The organism is Chitinophaga sp. 180180018-3 (genome assembly GCF_037893185.1).
GTDB lineage: Bacteria > Bacteroidota > Bacteroidia > Chitinophagales > Chitinophagaceae > Chitinophaga.
The window spans coordinates 2,073,626-2,089,621 of sequence record NZ_CP140772.1 but is presented as its reverse complement, the minus strand read 5'-3'; the positions used below and the strand labels follow the sequence as shown (position 1 = coordinate 2,089,621).

Sequence of the window (15,996 nt, the reverse complement as noted above, 5' to 3'; positions counted from 1 at the left end):
TTCCCGTTTTACTTACCGGAAACCAACATCTGGCTTACCTGAAAAGTGAGGTGAATAAGCAGGCTGCTTTCCTGTATAATGCAGATATTGAACAATAAACCTTAAAGTAAAGTAGATTTTATGATGACAAATCCCTGGCACAGTGTGAGCCCTGGTTCTGAAGTGCCTCATGTTGTAAATGCCATTATAGAGATTCCAAAGGGATGCCGGGCGAAATACGAATTGGATAAGGATAGCGGTTTACTGAAACTGGACCGGGTTTTATATTCTTCTGTATATTATCCTGCCAACTACGGCTTTATTCCTCAATCATATTGCGATGATCATGATCCGCTGGATATACTCGTTATCTCACAGATCGAGTGTGTACCGATGTGTATCATCGAAGCGAAAGTGATTGGTGTTATGCAAATGATTGATGGCGGCGAGGCGGATGACAAGATCATCGCCGTGGCGGCTAATGATATGAGCGTGAACCATATCAACGACATTTCCGAGCTGCCTCCTCATTTCATCGATGAAATGCGTCATTTCTTTGAAGAATACAAAAAACTGGAAAGGAAAACCGTAGTGGTAGAAGAATTCCAGAATAAGAAGAAAGCAGCAGAAATTATTCTCAAAAGCTTTGAAGATTATAAAAAGAACTTCAAATAAAGCTAAAGAAGTTACCGGCTGTCAGCCACTGGCAGCTGGTAGCCACTAGCTAATCATTCTTTTTATTATTCTCAGCTGGTGTGTTCTTACCCCTGTATCTGCATTAGTAATGCCCTGGTTATCGATAGGATCTATGCGGACTTTTCCGGAAGAATGTATAATTTCGTGATCATTCAGCAGGATACCTACATGTGTGATGCGGCCTTCTTCATTATCAAAGAAAGCAAGATCTCCCAACCGGGCTTCCTGCAGAAAATCAACGGTATTTCCCTGCGTGGCCTGTTGATAAGCATCGCGCCACAAATGGATACCTGAAAGCCTGAATACATTTTGAGTGAACCCGGAGCAGTCGACCCCAAAAACGCTGACCCCGCCCCACAGATAACCAGTATTCAGAAATTGCCATGCGGCGTTTTTCATTGCATTGATATCAATATTAGCGGCGCTAATCAGAGAAAGAGGCTTATCTTCGAAGCTTATGTTGATACTTCCCCATTGCGTACCGGTATCATTACCACTTTTAATCACGCAACCGAAAGGAATGTGCATTGGCCGGCCGTTTACAGTAACCCGGTTTACCCAGTGCGGAAAATAATGGGTGGCGGGAGCCTGGTACAGTTTTTCGTTGATTGTTTCCAGGTGGGCAACAGTAGCCCAGCCCGTATATTCATCGTACTGATTTTTTACCTGAACCCAGCCGTCTGATGCGGTCTCTATTATTTCCACACAAGCACCCCATAAAAGCTGGGAGATCATTTCGCTTCTGTGTGAAGCTGAGGCCCTCAAAGGCGCAACTGGCACAATAACAATGGCGTATGGCATATAAATTGTATAAATCCGTTTTATTATTCAATAATATTATGTGCTGAATGAACTTTTTCCGCTTTTGTACGTAAATATAAAGTAATAAGTTTATGCAACAACAGTTAACCAATTTATCGGATAAGGAGTTGATATCCCGCGCCAGGAAACAGCACGATCGCGAGGCAGAAGGAGTATTGATGGACAGGTACAGTCATCTGCTGGTTGCGGTAACAATGCCCCATTTGGATAACTCTAACTATGACCCCAATATAGTATTTCCCGCCCTGTTACAACGACTGAATGCCAGCCTGAAAACACAGACCATCTATAAGGTCAACGAGTGGATACTACATATCCAGAAAGGGTATCTGGGCAAGCCCGAAAAAAATACGCCTTTCTATCCTTCCCGTGATGGAAGAGATCTGCTGCATATTGAAAATACTGTTGACAAGGCCGCTACCAACGTCATCGACCGCCAGGATCTGGCTGTCAGGCTGGAGCAGGCGCTGCAACGGTTGAATGCAGAAGAAAAGGAACTCATTACGCAATTTTATCTCGAAAATAAATCTTTTGCCGACCTTTCAGCTGCTACCGGAATTTCCAGAGAAAAACTGAGATCCCAGCTGAAAGCCGCCAAGGGGAAACTTGCCAAGCTATTTATGAATCAGGGATATGTTAAGTAGTAAACCGAATAATGAAAAAGTACTGAAGATCTTTTCCTCCATCCGCTGCCTGAGTAAAGACCAGCTGCCACGGTATATGGAAGGCAGGCTTACTGATGTGGAAAGACACCTGGTAGAACAGCATCTCGCAGATTGTGATTTGTGTTATGACGCCCTGTTGGCATTAGAGAAGGAGGGAAATACGGAGAGATACAATGATCTCACCGGTAAGCTTCAACGCTATGTACAAAACAGCGTACAGCCGGTTTCGCATGTACAGAAAGTAGCTCAGTATACACGGAAAGAAAGGAATAAGGAAAATATGCTCGTGTATTTCTGGATAGTGGCGTTTATAGGATTGGGTATAGGCAGTGTGTATGTATTACGCGGGCATATGCGTAATCAGCCACCGGCACATGTGGTGGCTGCCAACGTATCTGCGAAAGAAAAAGATGCTGTACAAACCGGTAATGTAGCGGAGACCGCGCAGGTAGTAGCACCGGTGCAAGGCGACGGGCATCCACCGCCGAATACAACGGCTCCCGGGCATAAACCTGCGCCTGGTACCACTCAGCCGCCAGTTACGCCTCCGGCGCAACGCGTTGATTCCGCCGCATTAAAAAAGGCAGCAGCGTTGAAAGCACAACAGCGGAGAGCAACGGCCGACAGTCTCCGGCGTGTAGCACTGCAGCAGAAGCAGCAGGATTCCATTAAAAAGGCTGCTGCTGCTGATAAGGCCGCAAAAGAAGCTGCCGCGAAGGAAAAAAATAATGATGACAAGAAAAATGACCAGCCAACTGAAACCAAATCTACTCCTAAAGAACAGGCGCCATCTGTAGAAACAGCTAAAAAGGATGCCCCTGCTCCTATTAACAGCGATGAATACCTGTATAAAGCTGCAATGGTATATCAGCAACAAGGTAACCTCGGTGAGGCGATCGACCGTTACAAACGTATTGAATCTGTCAGCTCCGGCAAATATGTGGAAATGGCGCGCTACCAGCTCGCTGTCTGCTACCGCAGCAAAGGGCAGATGGGCAAAGCAAGACGGATGTTCAGGGAAGTTATTCGAATGGACGGACCACTGAAAAATGCCGCCCAGCAAGCATTAGACAGTTTGTAAATTTTAGATATCAAAAATATTGTGGATTTTTGTGAATGCTGCATCTTACTTGCAGCATTCCATTTTTTTAGCCTGTGACGAATCCAGATATACAACAACTAACAGACCAGGAGCTCCTGCAACGGTTCAAAGCTGATAACAACAGTGATTGGGTAGGTGTGCTGTTTGACCGCTATGCGCTGCTATTACTGGGTATGTGTATGAAATACCTAAAAAACGAGGAAGATGCCCGCGATGCGGTACAGCAGATCTTCCTGAAGGTATTATCCGATATTAATAAACATGAAATACAGTATTTCCGGGCCTGGATATACCAGGTAACTAAAAACTATTGCCTGATGCAGCTGCGTCAGAAGCATATGAAGTATAAGGAAGAGATATCCGATAAGCATGCTGCCGATATGGCTGTTGAAGCGGAAGACAAGCAAACATACCAGGAGAAGGATCTGTTGCTGGAAAACATGGGACAGGCCATGGCTCAGCTGAATGAGGAACAGAAGGTATGTGTGGATCTGTTCTATCTGCAGAAGAAGTCGTACCAGGAAATTGCCGATCGGACAGGATATAGCCTGCTACAGGTTAAGAGCTATATTCAGAATGGAAAGAGGAACCTGAAACTTATACTGGAAAAACAACAACGCGCAAATAAGCGTTAATTTGCATCAATAATGATATGAACGAGCATTTCAACGATATTTTTGTTACTACAGGCTGTCCTTCGCAACAGCAGCTGCTGGACTACGTCCAGGGAAAGCTGTCGCCCGAAGAGCAGCATGAAGTAGAAATGCACCTGGCTGACTGTGAACTTTGCAGCGATGCATTGGAGGGACTGTCCGCCATCAAAGAAAAGGAGAAGATACCCGGCTGGATCATCGAAATGAAATGGGGCCTGCTGAAGAAACTCCGGAGACGTTACCGGCCACGAAGGAAAAGCGAGCATTACATCTATCTCACGGTGATCATTGTTGCCATACTCTTCCTGTTACTGGCGCTTTTCTGGGCATATCACTTTTCTCAGAAAGGGTTCGGGCATTGAGAGAAAGCTGTTAGTCTTTAGCTATCAGCTGTCAGCATTAAATGCAGCGGAAACATTATATTAAAAAATGCAGCGAAGATTTTCGCTGCATTTTTTATTAATAGAGTTTTTTGTCTGATTTGTTTCTCCAATCCTGGAAAACGGCGAGGGCTGCTTTGTCGGGGAGTGGTATCAGCGGTATCTTTTTATGATCATGCGCCACGCCTATTTCGTGGTAGATGAAAGAGTCATCGAAATTGATGGCAGCGGCATCTTCCTTTGAGTTAGCATAATAAACACGTTGAGGGCGTGCCCAGTAAATGGCACCGAGACACATCGGACAGGGCTCGCAAGAGGTAAATATTTCGCAGTCGTGCAGCTGGAAGGAGCCTAATTTTCTACAAGCCTCACGGATGGCCACCACTTCAGCATGGGCAGTAGGGTCTGAATGCATCAGTACCTGATTCCATCCCTCTCCTACTATTTCATCTCCTCTTACCACTACTGCACCAAAAGGGCCACCATCTCCATTTTCCATTCCTCTGCGTGATAGTGCAATAGCATGTTGCATAAATCTTCTTTCTCTTTCTCCGGTCATACGCTGTTACTTTTTGATTCATTCGAATTTACTGAAAACCGTGGATGTTTGCATAAAAAAGCCCCGCGAGGAATCGCGGAGCTGGTCGTTAACTATGTATCGTCGTATTTAGAATTACTTGTTTCTTATTACTACTACGCCGTCAAACACATCGATCAACACTGGTTTTGACTTATCAATATCTCCTGCCAGAATCTTCTTACTTAACAGGTTGATGATTTCTTTTTGAATGAGGCGTTTCAGCGGTCTTGCACCAAACTGTGGGTCGTAACCCTGAACGGAAAGGTATTCGAGCGCATAATCAGAAAATTCCAATATCATGCCATTTTTCGCTACCATGTCCTTCAGTTGCTGCAACTGAATGTTAATTATTCCTTTAATTTCAGATCTCATTAATGGCTGGAACATGATCACCTCATCTACCCTGTTCAGGAATTCAGGTCTGATCGTTTGTTTCAGCAGATTCATGACTTCCTCCTTCGTCTTATCTACAATCTCTTCTCTGTTGGAGTCATTAATGTTTTCAAAATTTTCCTGGATGATATGGCTGCCCATATTGCTGGTCATGATAATGATGGTGTTCTTGAAGTTCACCACGCGGCCTTTGTTATCGGTCAGGCGTCCATCGTCGAGTACCTGTAACAAAATGTTAAAAGTATCGGGGTGCGCTTTTTCGATTTCGTCCAGCAATACCACTGAGTAAGGTTTGCGGCGTACTGCTTCGGTCAGCTGTCCGCCTTCATCGTACCCAACATATCCCGGAGGCGCTCCTACCAGTCGGCTTACTGCATGTTTCTCCTGGTATTCGCTCATATCGATACGCGTCATCATGTTTTCGTCGTCGAACAGGTACTCCGCCAATGCTTTGGCCAGCTCTGTTTTACCCACCCCGGTGGTACCGAGGAAGATGAAAGACCCGATCGGGCGGCGAGGATCCTGTAAACCGGCGCGACTGCGGCGGATGGCATCAGAAACCGCGATAATGGCTTCGTCCTGTCCAACTACCCGCTGATGCAATTCTTCTTCCAGATGTAACAATTTATCCTTCTCACTCTGCATCATTTTAGATACCGGGATACCGGTAGCTTTGGCTACATTCTCTGCAATGTCTTCCGCATCCACTTCTTCTTTAAGAAGACGTTTATGATTAGCAGAGATTTTATTCAGTTCTTCGCTCAGGTCGTGTACCAGTTTTTCCTGTTCCTTCACTTTACCGTAGCGGATCTCTGCAACGCGACCAAAATCGCCATTACGTTCCGCCTGTTCCGCTTCCAGCTTCAGGTTTTCGATAGCAGATTTGGCGTTCTGTATCTGGTCTACCACTTCTTTTTCTGCCTGCCATTTGGCTTTGAACGTATTTCGTTCTTCACCAAGCCGGGCTATTTCTTCTCCTAATTCACGGAGTTTTTCTTCATCATTTTCTCTTTTAATCGCTTCGCGCTCGATTTCCAGTTGCCTGATTCTTCTTTCCAGTTCATCCAGTTCTTCCGGCATGGAGTTCATTTCCAGGCGGAGTTTCGCGGCGCTTTCATCGATCAGGTCGATAGCCTTATCGGGGAGGAAACGATCGGTAATATAGCGGTGTGATAATTCCACCGCAGCAATGATCGCTTCATCTTTAATCAGCACGTGGTGATGGCTTTCATATTTTTCCTTCAGACCACGGAGGATGGAGATGGCATCTTCCACAGAAGGTTCATCCACCAATACTTTCTGGAAGCGTCGTTCCAGGGCTTTATCTTTCTCAAAATATTTCTGGTATTCATTGAGCGTAGTAGCACCGATAGCGCGGAGCTCCCCCCTTGCCAATGCCGGTTTCAGGATATTAGCGGCATCCATGGCGCCTTCCATGGCACCCGCCCCGATCAGGGTATGGATCTCATCAATAAAGAGGATGATCTCTCCATTGCTCTCGGCCACTTCCTTCACCACGCCTTTCAGTCTCTCTTCAAACTCACCGCGGTATTTGGCTCCAGCCATCAAAGCGCCCATATCGAGTGCATAGATGGTTTTTGATTTCAGGTTCTCAGGCACATCGCCATTGATGATTCTATGCCCCAAACCTTCCACAATGGCAGTTTTACCTACACCGGGTTCCCCTACCAGAATGGGGTTGTTTTTAGACCTCCTGGAGAGGATATGGAGGGTACGGCGAATTTCTTCATCACGACCAATAACGGGGTCGAGCTTTCCTTCCCTCGCCATTTCGTTGAGGTTTTTGGCGTATTTCTGTAACGTATTGTATTGGGTACCGCCGGTTTGTGAATTAACGGTGTCGCCCTTACGTAGTTCTTTGATGGCGGCTTTGAGGCCTTTTTCGGTCAACCCGGCATCCTTGAGTAGTTTGGCAGTGTCGTCGTTGCCGCCGAGTATACCGAGGAGCAGATGTTCTACGCTGACAAATTCATCCTTAAATTCTTTTATAGCGGCGCCGGCACGCAGGATAGCGTTGTTGGCATCGCGGCTGAGCGTCTGGCCGGCGTCTCCACCTGCCATGCGCGGGTATTTGTTGATTTGTTCATTGAGTTTGCTGTTGACGAAAGATGTATTCACGTCATTCTTTTTCAACAGGTATTCAATGGGACTGTCCTCATCGTTTAACAGGGCCTTCAGGAGGTGCCCGGTTTCAATAGACTGATTCTGATTATTGAAAGCCAGTTGCTGAGCCTGCTGGAGGATTTCCTGTGATTTTATAGTAAAATTATTCAGATTCATAACTAGTTGTTTTTCTCCTTTTTTCTGATTTATTCAGACGTCCCTACTAACAACAAACTATGCTCCAATGTTCTATATTCGGTAATTATGGCATATAAAAGGAAAGTTTACTGCATTTTTAGCAGCAGGCGTAGCGAAAAGCTGTTATTTTTTCAGGTAGAGATAGCTGTGGCCCAGACACCTATGGGTTTTGAAGGAGGAAGGTTTGGCTGATAATAAATACAGCAGGAATCAAACAAGGAGGCGTACTCTGTTGTTATTAGTTTCCTGTTATTCGTTTAACGATTTACCCGGCTCTTACGGGAGAATGCTTAAAACTAATCAGCATATTCTTCATCACTAAACCCTACAATTATGTCTTTCGATTTACTGGAAAGCGTTAAAAACATTTTCAACAACAATGTAGTTAGTCAGGCCTCATCACAGCTTGGAGAAAGTGAAGGGGGCATTCAGAAAGCATTATCGGGCATTGTACCGATGGTATTAACGGGCCTGCTTAACAAAGCCGGGACATCCGGTGCAGCGGGTGGTTTACTGGATATGGTGAAGGGTGTTGCAGGAGAAGCGAATCCATCGTCTATTACCGGAGCGCTGCAAGGTGGTGCTGGCGGCGTATTGAGTAAAGGGGGCGACCTGTTGCGCAGTTTGTTTGGCGACAAGGTGAATTCCATTGTTGGTACATTGTCGTCGTATGCGGGTATCAAGGAATCCTCCGCCAATACACTGCTTCAGAGCACTACACCTGCCACATTGGGAGCGGTGGGGCAATATGCCGCGCAAAATAATCTTACACCATCATCATTCCTCTCCTTCCTGGATACGCAGAAAGACAAGATACTGGGAGCCATACCGGGTGGCATCAACCTGGCCGGGATATTGGGTTTGGGTAGTTTGGGCGAGCTGGGTAAAAAACTTGGCGGCCTGGCAGGCGGCGCTGGTGCGGCCGGCGTGGTCAACGCCACGAAACAGGCGGGAGGCGGCAAGTGGCTATGGTCGTTATTACTGATCCTTGTGGCTGTTTTGTTATTGTGGTACCTGATGCGCGGATGCGGAGGAAATAAAGCAGGCAGCAGCCCGGCAAGCGACAGCATTACCACTACCCAGCTGGCTGATTCTGCCTCTAAAAATATACCCGAAGCAGTAACAGGTACCCGGGAAAGTATTAAAGTAACATTGCCGGATGGTACTGTACTGGATGCCTACAAAGGCGGTATAGAAGATCAGCTGGTAGCCTTCCTGAAAGATGATAGCCGCAAGCCTGGCAAAGATGTGTGGTTTGATTTTGACAACCTGAATTTCAAAGTAGGCAGTGCAGAGCTGACTGACGAAAGTATGAAACAGGTAGGAAATATAGCGGCCATCATGAAAGCCTTTCCTAAAGCCAAGATCAAGATTGGTGGTTATACAGACCGTACAGGAGATAGTACTGCCAACCTGCATCTTTCAAAAGAACGCGCAGAAGCCGTACTTGGCGCCTTGAAAAAATCCAACACCAATACGGACCAGCTTATTGGGGCCGATGGCTACGGCTCACAGTTTGCCAAAGCAGCGGCCAATGCGCCGGAAGCAGACCGGGTGAAGGATAGGCATATATCGGTGAGTGTGAGAGAGAAATAGTTAGAGAATTACGAATTAAAAATTACGAATTAAAAATTAGGGCGAAGACATTAGCGGATAATATTCCCGCTAAAGTCTTCGCCCTAATTTGTAGTTCTTTAATTCTTCACTAATACAATTCTGCTTCGATCAGATTTATAGATCGTGGTGTAGAATTTTACAAGCTCGGGATAATCAGTTGGCGGAAATGATCCGGCTTTGCGTTCCATTTTCCGGATGTAGCTTAAGGTGTTGCCATTCACCAGGATGGAGGCGGTATAAGTACCAAACTTACCGGATATGGCAACCGGTGCAGGCAAGGATTCCGGCTTATAGCCTGCAGGCAGGATGAAGTGGACCGTATCGATATCTCTGTAGGCATAGTTAAACCTGACAGGAGACCGGCGGAGGGTATCTTCTTCCAGTTTCTGGCCATTCCGGGAAAGGAGGTTAGGCAGAAAGAACATGCGTTTACCGGTAACAGTGGCGTAGTTATGCGCATTGATCCCGATCTTTTCTTCCATCGAAGGGATGGGTGTTCCCAGCTCCCGGAATTGATAATCGCTGATATCATAACTGGAGAGGTCCAGCTCTTTATGGAGCAGCTCCAGTAATTTTTCCCTGCTCAAGGCATGGGTTTTCATATTCAGCTCGTCCTGTTGTTCGCCGGTGAAGCGGGTTACGACTGCTGCACTTACGTTGCCGGTACTATCTACTGTTGCGGTGATGCTTCGTGTTTGGAGATTAGCATCCATACCATAAACCGGCGTGAATGCCAGTTTACTTTCCTTTTCATCTATTACCAATGCAGGTCGGCCACCAGTGTAAGATCCGAGGTATCCGGCAGGATCAATATGGCTGGTACATTCCAGCCAGGTGGTATCTTTCACATCAGGCACACAAAGGATCATGTGGTTAAATTGGAGAGATGGAAAATCTTCGCGGATGGTGCGCCGGTTAGGGCTTCCGTTTATCAGCACCAGGTTTGAGCTGATCCCTGCTTCCTGCAGCAACGATTTCATGTAATTGGAAAGCGCTTTACAATCACCGTATCCTTTTGTAGCCACGTAGGTGGCATCATACGCCTGCCAGCCACCTATACCCAATTGTACGCTGATATAGCGGGTATTCTGCTGCAGAAATTTGTAAAGTGCACTGATCTTTTCGTTACGCGTTTTCAGATTATCCGTTAGTTCATGTACTTTAGTTTTTATATTATCCGGCAGTGTTGTTCTGCCTTCATTCAGCTTATACACAAAGCTGCCAAAGTCTTTCCACGAGCGACGGCTTCCTTTGTAGTCTTCCAGTTCAAAATTTACGGCCCCCACGAAAACACTTGGAGTACGGCGGTAGAATTCGATCGGGTAAGGTTCATCCTTTAACGCAGCCAGCTGCTTAACTTCCCAGGTATAGACCTTAGCACCTTTTGCTTCGGTAACCACCGGCTGACCATTATACAGGTATTCCTGATAACGCAGTTCGAAAGCTGCAGGCGCCTCTACAGTCAGCTTACTCTGTTCTACTGTACAATCAACGTCGTCCTGGGGCTGCCAGGAAGTTGACATAAGGGTATTGTTAAATTTCATCTCAATGGTATACTCTATCGTATACGGGTATACGACATTGTAGAACCGGTGAATTTTCACCCTGGCGTCCGTCATCAGGCTGCTGCCATCCACAGCGCTTACATCGCGGATATCGCTTTGTTTCAGGCGTTTTATCACTTTTCCCTCCGCGTCGTAGAGCGTGCCGCTGATAGAGCGGATTTCGCGGAGTTTGTCGTATTGTTCAATCATCTCTGCATCATCAGCTCCTGCTTCATCCAGTATTGTTTTAACGTACCGGTGGGTATAGCGCACATCCTGCGCATCATTAATTTTTACGGATACTTCCTCCAGGCGTTTCACCACATGTGCATTTTCCTTCATTGCAGCAGCGATAGCGCTGACAGGGTATTCCGGGTCACCGGCAGTGGCATGCAGCGTTACAGCAAGCAGACCTGCTGCTATGCCTATCGATAACAACTTACACATAAACTACTTTTTCTTCTTTAAAACAATCTGTTCTGCCTGCTTCTTTACTATCAGGTCGTAGAATTCCCGCAGGGTGGGATATTCATCCGGCATAAAAACGGCTTTATTCAGTTTGATCCTGCAGCGAAGCTGGATATGATCGCCCTGCTGCTGAATCAGGTACTGGAAGGTTCCTTCTGTTTCATTGTAGTTGGCAATAGCCGATTTAGGCAGTTCGTCGACCACATAACCTTCGGGCACTTCCATATTGAGGGAGTACACCTCATCCTGAATAGCGTTCATTTCCACCGGGAAGTGGCGTTCCATGGATTTGAACGGGTTGCTTTTATATGCTTCTCCCATTAAAGGATTAATGTAAAGTACATCGCCGTCGCCTACCTGCATCTTAAAATCATATTTCAACATGACAGGCTGTTCCAGCTCTTTCAGGTCTTCAATTTCCTTATTACTTATTTCAATCTCTCCGGTGTAACTTTTTTTGATACCGGAAAACAGGTCGTCCATGCCTTTTTCCTTCACCTTGTTGCGGATACTGTAGGAGCCGAAATAAGTAGGGCGTTGTGCAAATGAGCCGGTGAGATTCCCGTTTTCGAGTTTGCCCAGCAGCACACTGGTGAACTGTTGTTCCTTCAGCGAATCGGCCGATAATATTACCGGAGTGGCAAATTCGTCTACCGTTCTGGCGGCACCGTTATAGCAATCAGGAGGGAGTTTACCAAAGCCCATCAACGAATGAGAAGCATCCAGTGTTGCATATTCATCTCCCAGATTAACTCCTGCCAGTACATAGTTAAAGCGGGTAGTCAACGGATAAAACTGGTAAACGTATCCGTTATCGCGGGTGCTCAGGATAACAGGAGAAGCAAACAGGCCGGCTTTTTTCAGCATGGCAGTCAGCAACATGTTGATCTCTGAAACGTTTCCACTCTTAGCATTAAAAACAGCTTTCAGGGGGCGCTCCATCCATACCTCGCTATGGTCAGTACAGGAGTAGTTATCCCTTACCCAGGCATAAATTTTATGGGCTTTTTCTTTATCTGTTTTAGCATCTTTCACCAATTCGTTCACCTGATCAGAAAGGAAGCCGTTGTTGTTATTCAGTACACCTCCCAGCTGTTCTGATTTCATCAGATCGATCATCAGTTGTTCCCAGGTACTGCGTATCGGTTTACGCTCCATGCCCGGGTAGTTGATGCCGGAAAGCTGGAATTCCACGCGGGAAACGTAGTTATCGGTGGTAGTAATATAGCTCTCGTTTCTGACTGCCGGAACATCTTTCAGCGCCCAATGGTAATTGGTGATATTCGGAGAAACGGTGACCATTTCTGCGGCAGCGCCGGCGCCATGTTTTTCCTCCCGGAACGTGAAGGTGCTACGGGAATAGTCTTTTGTTTGCACGGCAAATTTCTCAAATCCCTGAGGGATCAGCATATAGTCGTAATACTCCGGGATAGACACGGAGTATTCGCTCCACAGGCGTGGATAGGCGCCCTGAAAATCCCAGGATCTCAGGTATCTGTAATAAGGCGATGTGATAGTGTAAGAATATTCAATGATGGTACCTTCCAGCACAGCAGGCAGCGTGAATTTCTTCACCAGCATATTTTTATCCACCTTATCGTTGAATATACTTTTGCTGTCCATTCTCGTTTCTACTACCTCGCCATTCTGCAGGTTATAGGAAGCAGCTTTCAGGTTGACGAGTTTTTCTTCCGCATTATCGCCTTTATACAGGCGGATGCGGACCGTGGCGGCATCATAGCCGTTTTTATCTACAATACGAAGTCGCCGGTGTACTTTATGTACCAGCCGAAAATCGCCCCCCTCTGCTTCAAAGGAAGAAGATCCGATTTCTGAGAGGACAATGGCATGGGCGCCGGTATCCTGTGCGAACTTCTTATCTGTAAATTCTTCTTTAGCTACTCTTCCGAACTTCATTTTGCTGCCATCCTGGGCATGGGTGGACAGGGCAAACAAACAACTCACAACTGAGGCTACAGTAACAAGGGTATAGCGCATATAACAAATGGCATATGGGATATAAATATGCAGGCGCTAAGGTATAAAAAATAAGATGAAACCGGTAATCCTCCCGCATCTGCAAAATTCGTGTAATTTCGTGGTCATGACCCACACGCAATTTATAAAGGCACTGGCGAAGGAGCTGGGATTCGATCATTGTGGCATCGCCAGGGCGGAGCAGCTGGATGATGATGCGCGCCGGCTGGAAGCGTGGCTGAATAAGGGTATGCATGGCAACATGCAGTATATGGAAAACCATTTCGATATGCGTATAGATCCCCGTAAACTGGTAGACGGGGCACAGTCGGTGATCACCCTGTTATTCAACTATTTCCCTTCCGAACAGCAGCGGGCCGATGCCCCCCGGATCTCCAAATATGCTTATGGCCAGGATTATCATGATGTGATCAGGGCCCGGCTGCGGACTATGTTACAGCGGATGCAGGAACATATCGGGCCGGTACAGGGGCGTGGATTTGTAGATTCAGCACCAGTGCTGGAACGGGCGTGGGCAAGGCGCAGCGGGTTAGGGTGGATAGGCAAGAACGGAAACCTGATCCATAAACAGGCGGGGTCTTTTTTCTTTATTGCCACGCTGATTACGGATCTGGCGCTGGAATATGACGGCCCGGTAACGGATCATTGCGGCAGCTGTACCCGATGTTTGGATGCCTGCCCAACGGAGGCCCTGGTAGCACCGGGGGTTGTAGACGGCAGTAAATGTATTTCCTATTTTACCATAGAACTGAAAGAGCAGCTGATCCCTGGCAATATGCAGGGGCAGTTTGATAACTGGATGTTCGGTTGTGATACCTGTCAGGATGTATGCCCCTGGAATCGCTTTTCGAAAGCCAATGAGGAAGCCGCATTTACCCCGATACCAGCCATATTGAACTTTTCTACCAGCGACTGGGAGGATCTTACGGAAGATGCCTTCCGCGAAATATTCCGCCATTCCCCGCTCAAGCGGAGCAAATTCGCCGGGATACGGCGGAATCTGGATTTTATAAAGCTTTCTTCTTAGGCATTTGTTTTAACAGCCAGGTAGTCAATTCTGCAGCCGCCTGATAATTCCGGTATTCGGCCGGCAATCTTTTACCGTTAACATATTCGTTGTAGAACCAGGGGTCGCCCACCGCGAAGACAGTGCCTTTTCCCACCCGGGCCACTGCCATGATGGTATATCCATTATCCTGAAAAACAGCTCTGGCAGGAGATTTCACGGTAAGTGATGAAAGTTCCTTGATATATACTTTACCAGCGGTGGGGAATATTTCATGCCCCTGTGGCAGCAGAAAAGCTCCCTGCTCCCAATGGCGGCCCTGTACGCGGTTGCGGCTATCGCCGTTAAAATGTATACCGAATTTTTCGGCCAGCAGATTGAAATGCCGGAACTCTGCATTGGCAGAGTCATTCTCCATTAAAACCAGCACACCTCCTGCTTTCACCCATTTATAAAGTACCTCAGCAGCACCGGTGTCCATGAAATGTGGTTGAGGAGATTCTGTTTCTGTATCCGGATCGATGATCATGTAGATGGAAGTATGCCGGAGATTAGCTGCTGTCGGAGCTTCCAGCAGACTATCGCGCTTTACACCGAGGGAATCAAATATATGCCCCCAGACAGAAAGCCCTCCGTCGTCCGATTCTCCCCAGATATAATGCCATCTGACCGTGTTTCCGTCTTTATCCTTTTTAAATTCGTTGTTGTAGTAATAGTCGAGCGTTACCACTGGTTGTTGCTGGCCCCGGGCGGTTAAGCCGTACAACACCAGCATTAGGCAGCAAACAGTGTTTTTCATGAAAGCCTGATTGATAAAAAGTAAGTTTATATGTCTTAGAGATGAAATATCATGGGAAAAAATACATTAACCGGGGCGTATTTTCAATTTTTTTTAAATAATGTTTGCTAAATCCTTGACAATCGTTTAACCTTCACTACTTTTGTATGCAGGAAACTGGTACCCCGTAAAATCGCGAAAATCAAGCTTTATATACCGGTTATGCCGGATCATTTATGATTAACTTTTTATGGACCTGAGTGCCATAACGTGGAATTTTAGCAATAAAGGTCGAATTCTTTCGACCTTTCTTTATTTAGTGGTAATTCTTTTTCACTATCTTTCATGACATAACGCTATAGTCATGGAAATTAAAGTACTGACTGCGCCGGGGCTTGGTAGTTCCGGAGAGCTTCACTGGCAAACAATATGGGAGGAGATTTTACCGGGAACAAAGCGTATTGAACAGGGCGACTGGGACTCGCCTGCGCGGGAGCGCTGGGTAGCCTCGATAGAAGAGGCAGTAGCAGCTGCGGGGCCGGAAGTAGTGATAGCAGCGCATAGCCTGGCCTGTATTGCAGTAGCGCACTGGGCGGGGCAGACCAGCAGCAGGATCAGAGGAGCATTGCTGGTAGCGCCAGCAGATACGGAGCGACCGGGGTTTCCGGCAGCAGCAACCGGCTTCTCTCCCATTCCTATGATAAAGCTTCCTTTCAAGAGTATTGTGGTAGCCAGCACCAATGATACCTACTGCACCCTGGAACGCGCCGTTTTCTTTGCCCATCACTGGGGCAGCCGCTTTGTAAACTCCGGCGCCAAAGGACATATCAACAGTGAATCATCGTTGGGCGAATGGCGCGAGGGGCAAAACCTTTTGAGAGAGCTGGTGCAAAACTGGCCAACACTCTGACCCGTTGCCGTATTTCCTGTTTCCTTTTTACAGTTATGATACCAAAACATGTTTTTATCTTACTAACACCGAAGCTAAATCGA

14 protein-coding genes are annotated in these 15,996 nt (G+C 46.7%); 8 read left to right on the top strand and 6 right to left on the bottom strand.

Going from position 1 to position 15,996, the window contains the following annotated elements; genetic code table 11:
- Positions 1–120: 120 nt before the first annotated feature.
- Positions 121–654 carry an inorganic diphosphatase gene (locus UNH61_RS08495; RefSeq protein ID WP_326991653.1) on the top strand — a complete coding sequence of 178 codons (534 nt, stop codon included), beginning with the start codon at positions 121–123 and terminating at the stop codon, positions 652–654.
- Between the two features lie 45 nt (positions 655–699).
- On the opposite strand, the gene UNH61_RS08490 is transcribed toward UNH61_RS08495, so the two are convergent.
- Positions 700–1,476 (bottom strand): C40 family peptidase, encoded by a 777-nt coding sequence (locus UNH61_RS08490; RefSeq protein WP_326991652.1) that lies wholly within the window; start codon positions 1,474–1,476, stop codon positions 700–702.
- Between the two features lie 92 nt (positions 1,477–1,568).
- Between UNH61_RS08490 and UNH61_RS08485 the strand changes: the two genes are divergently transcribed.
- From UNH61_RS08485 to UNH61_RS08470, 4 genes are all read left to right on the top strand, one after another.
- On the top strand, positions 1,569–2,141 hold the full coding sequence (locus UNH61_RS08485; protein WP_326991651.1) for a sigma-70 family RNA polymerase sigma factor: 573 nt from the start codon (positions 1,569–1,571) through the stop codon (positions 2,139–2,141).
- Positions 2,131–3,243, top strand: coding sequence for a zf-HC2 domain-containing protein (locus tag UNH61_RS08480; RefSeq protein ID WP_326991650.1), 1,113 nt, complete (start codon positions 2,131–2,133; stop codon positions 3,241–3,243). The genes UNH61_RS08485 and UNH61_RS08480 overlap by 11 nt, the downstream gene beginning before the upstream one ends.
- A 74-nt stretch (positions 3,244–3,317) precedes the next feature.
- On the top strand, positions 3,318–3,899 hold the full coding sequence (locus tag UNH61_RS08475; protein ID WP_326991649.1) for a sigma-70 family RNA polymerase sigma factor: 582 nt from the start codon (positions 3,318–3,320) through the stop codon (positions 3,897–3,899).
- Between the two features lie 17 nt (positions 3,900–3,916).
- Positions 3,917–4,279 (top strand): zf-HC2 domain-containing protein, encoded by a 363-nt coding sequence (locus tag UNH61_RS08470; protein ID WP_326991648.1) that lies wholly within the window; start codon positions 3,917–3,919, stop codon positions 4,277–4,279.
- 97 nt (positions 4,280–4,376) lie between these two features.
- Here the strand turns inward: UNH61_RS08470 and UNH61_RS08465 are convergent, their stop codons facing one another.
- Positions 4,377–4,856 (bottom strand): nucleoside deaminase, encoded by a 480-nt coding sequence (locus UNH61_RS08465; protein WP_326991647.1) that lies wholly within the window; start codon positions 4,854–4,856, stop codon positions 4,377–4,379.
- A gap of 114 nt (positions 4,857–4,970) precedes the next feature.
- Positions 4,971–7,571, bottom strand: a complete 2,601-nt coding sequence (gene clpB / locus UNH61_RS08460; RefSeq protein ID WP_326991646.1) for an ATP-dependent chaperone ClpB — start codon at positions 7,569–7,571, stop codon at positions 4,971–4,973.
- Between the two features lie 354 nt (positions 7,572–7,925).
- On the opposite strand from clpB, the gene UNH61_RS08455 reads away from it, so the two are divergent.
- Entirely contained in the window at positions 7,926–9,188 is a 1,263-nt protein-coding gene (locus UNH61_RS08455) for a DUF937 domain-containing protein (RefSeq protein ID WP_326991645.1), read from the top strand.
- A 98-nt stretch (positions 9,189–9,286) separates the two neighbouring features.
- On the opposite strand, the gene UNH61_RS08450 is transcribed toward UNH61_RS08455, so the two are convergent.
- Both UNH61_RS08450 and UNH61_RS08445 read right to left on the bottom strand, forming a co-directional pair.
- Positions 9,287–11,200 carry a DUF3857 domain-containing protein gene (locus UNH61_RS08450; protein WP_326991644.1) on the bottom strand — a complete coding sequence of 638 codons (1,914 nt, stop codon included), beginning with the start codon at positions 11,198–11,200 and terminating at the stop codon, positions 9,287–9,289.
- A gap of 3 nt (positions 11,201–11,203) precedes the next feature.
- Positions 11,204–13,219, bottom strand: a complete 2,016-nt coding sequence (locus UNH61_RS08445; protein WP_326991643.1) for a transglutaminase domain-containing protein — start codon at positions 13,217–13,219, stop codon at positions 11,204–11,206.
- A 106-nt stretch (positions 13,220–13,325) separates the two neighbouring features.
- On the opposite strand from UNH61_RS08445, the gene queG reads away from it, so the two are divergent.
- Positions 13,326–14,246, top strand: a complete 921-nt coding sequence (gene queG, locus UNH61_RS08440) for a tRNA epoxyqueuosine(34) reductase QueG (protein ID WP_339070821.1) — start codon at positions 13,326–13,328, stop codon at positions 14,244–14,246.
- Here the strand turns inward: queG and UNH61_RS08435 are convergent.
- Positions 14,227–15,024, bottom strand: coding sequence for a hypothetical protein (locus tag UNH61_RS08435; RefSeq protein ID WP_326991641.1), 798 nt, complete (start codon positions 15,022–15,024; stop codon positions 14,227–14,229). The two genes, queG and UNH61_RS08435, sit on opposite strands and share 20 nt — an antisense overlap.
- Before the next feature lie 343 nt (positions 15,025–15,367).
- On the opposite strand from UNH61_RS08435, the gene UNH61_RS08430 reads away from it, so the two are divergent.
- Positions 15,368–15,913 (top strand): alpha/beta hydrolase, encoded by a 546-nt coding sequence (locus UNH61_RS08430; protein WP_326991640.1) that lies wholly within the window; start codon positions 15,368–15,370, stop codon positions 15,911–15,913.
- Positions 15,914–15,996: the final 83 nt, after the last annotated feature.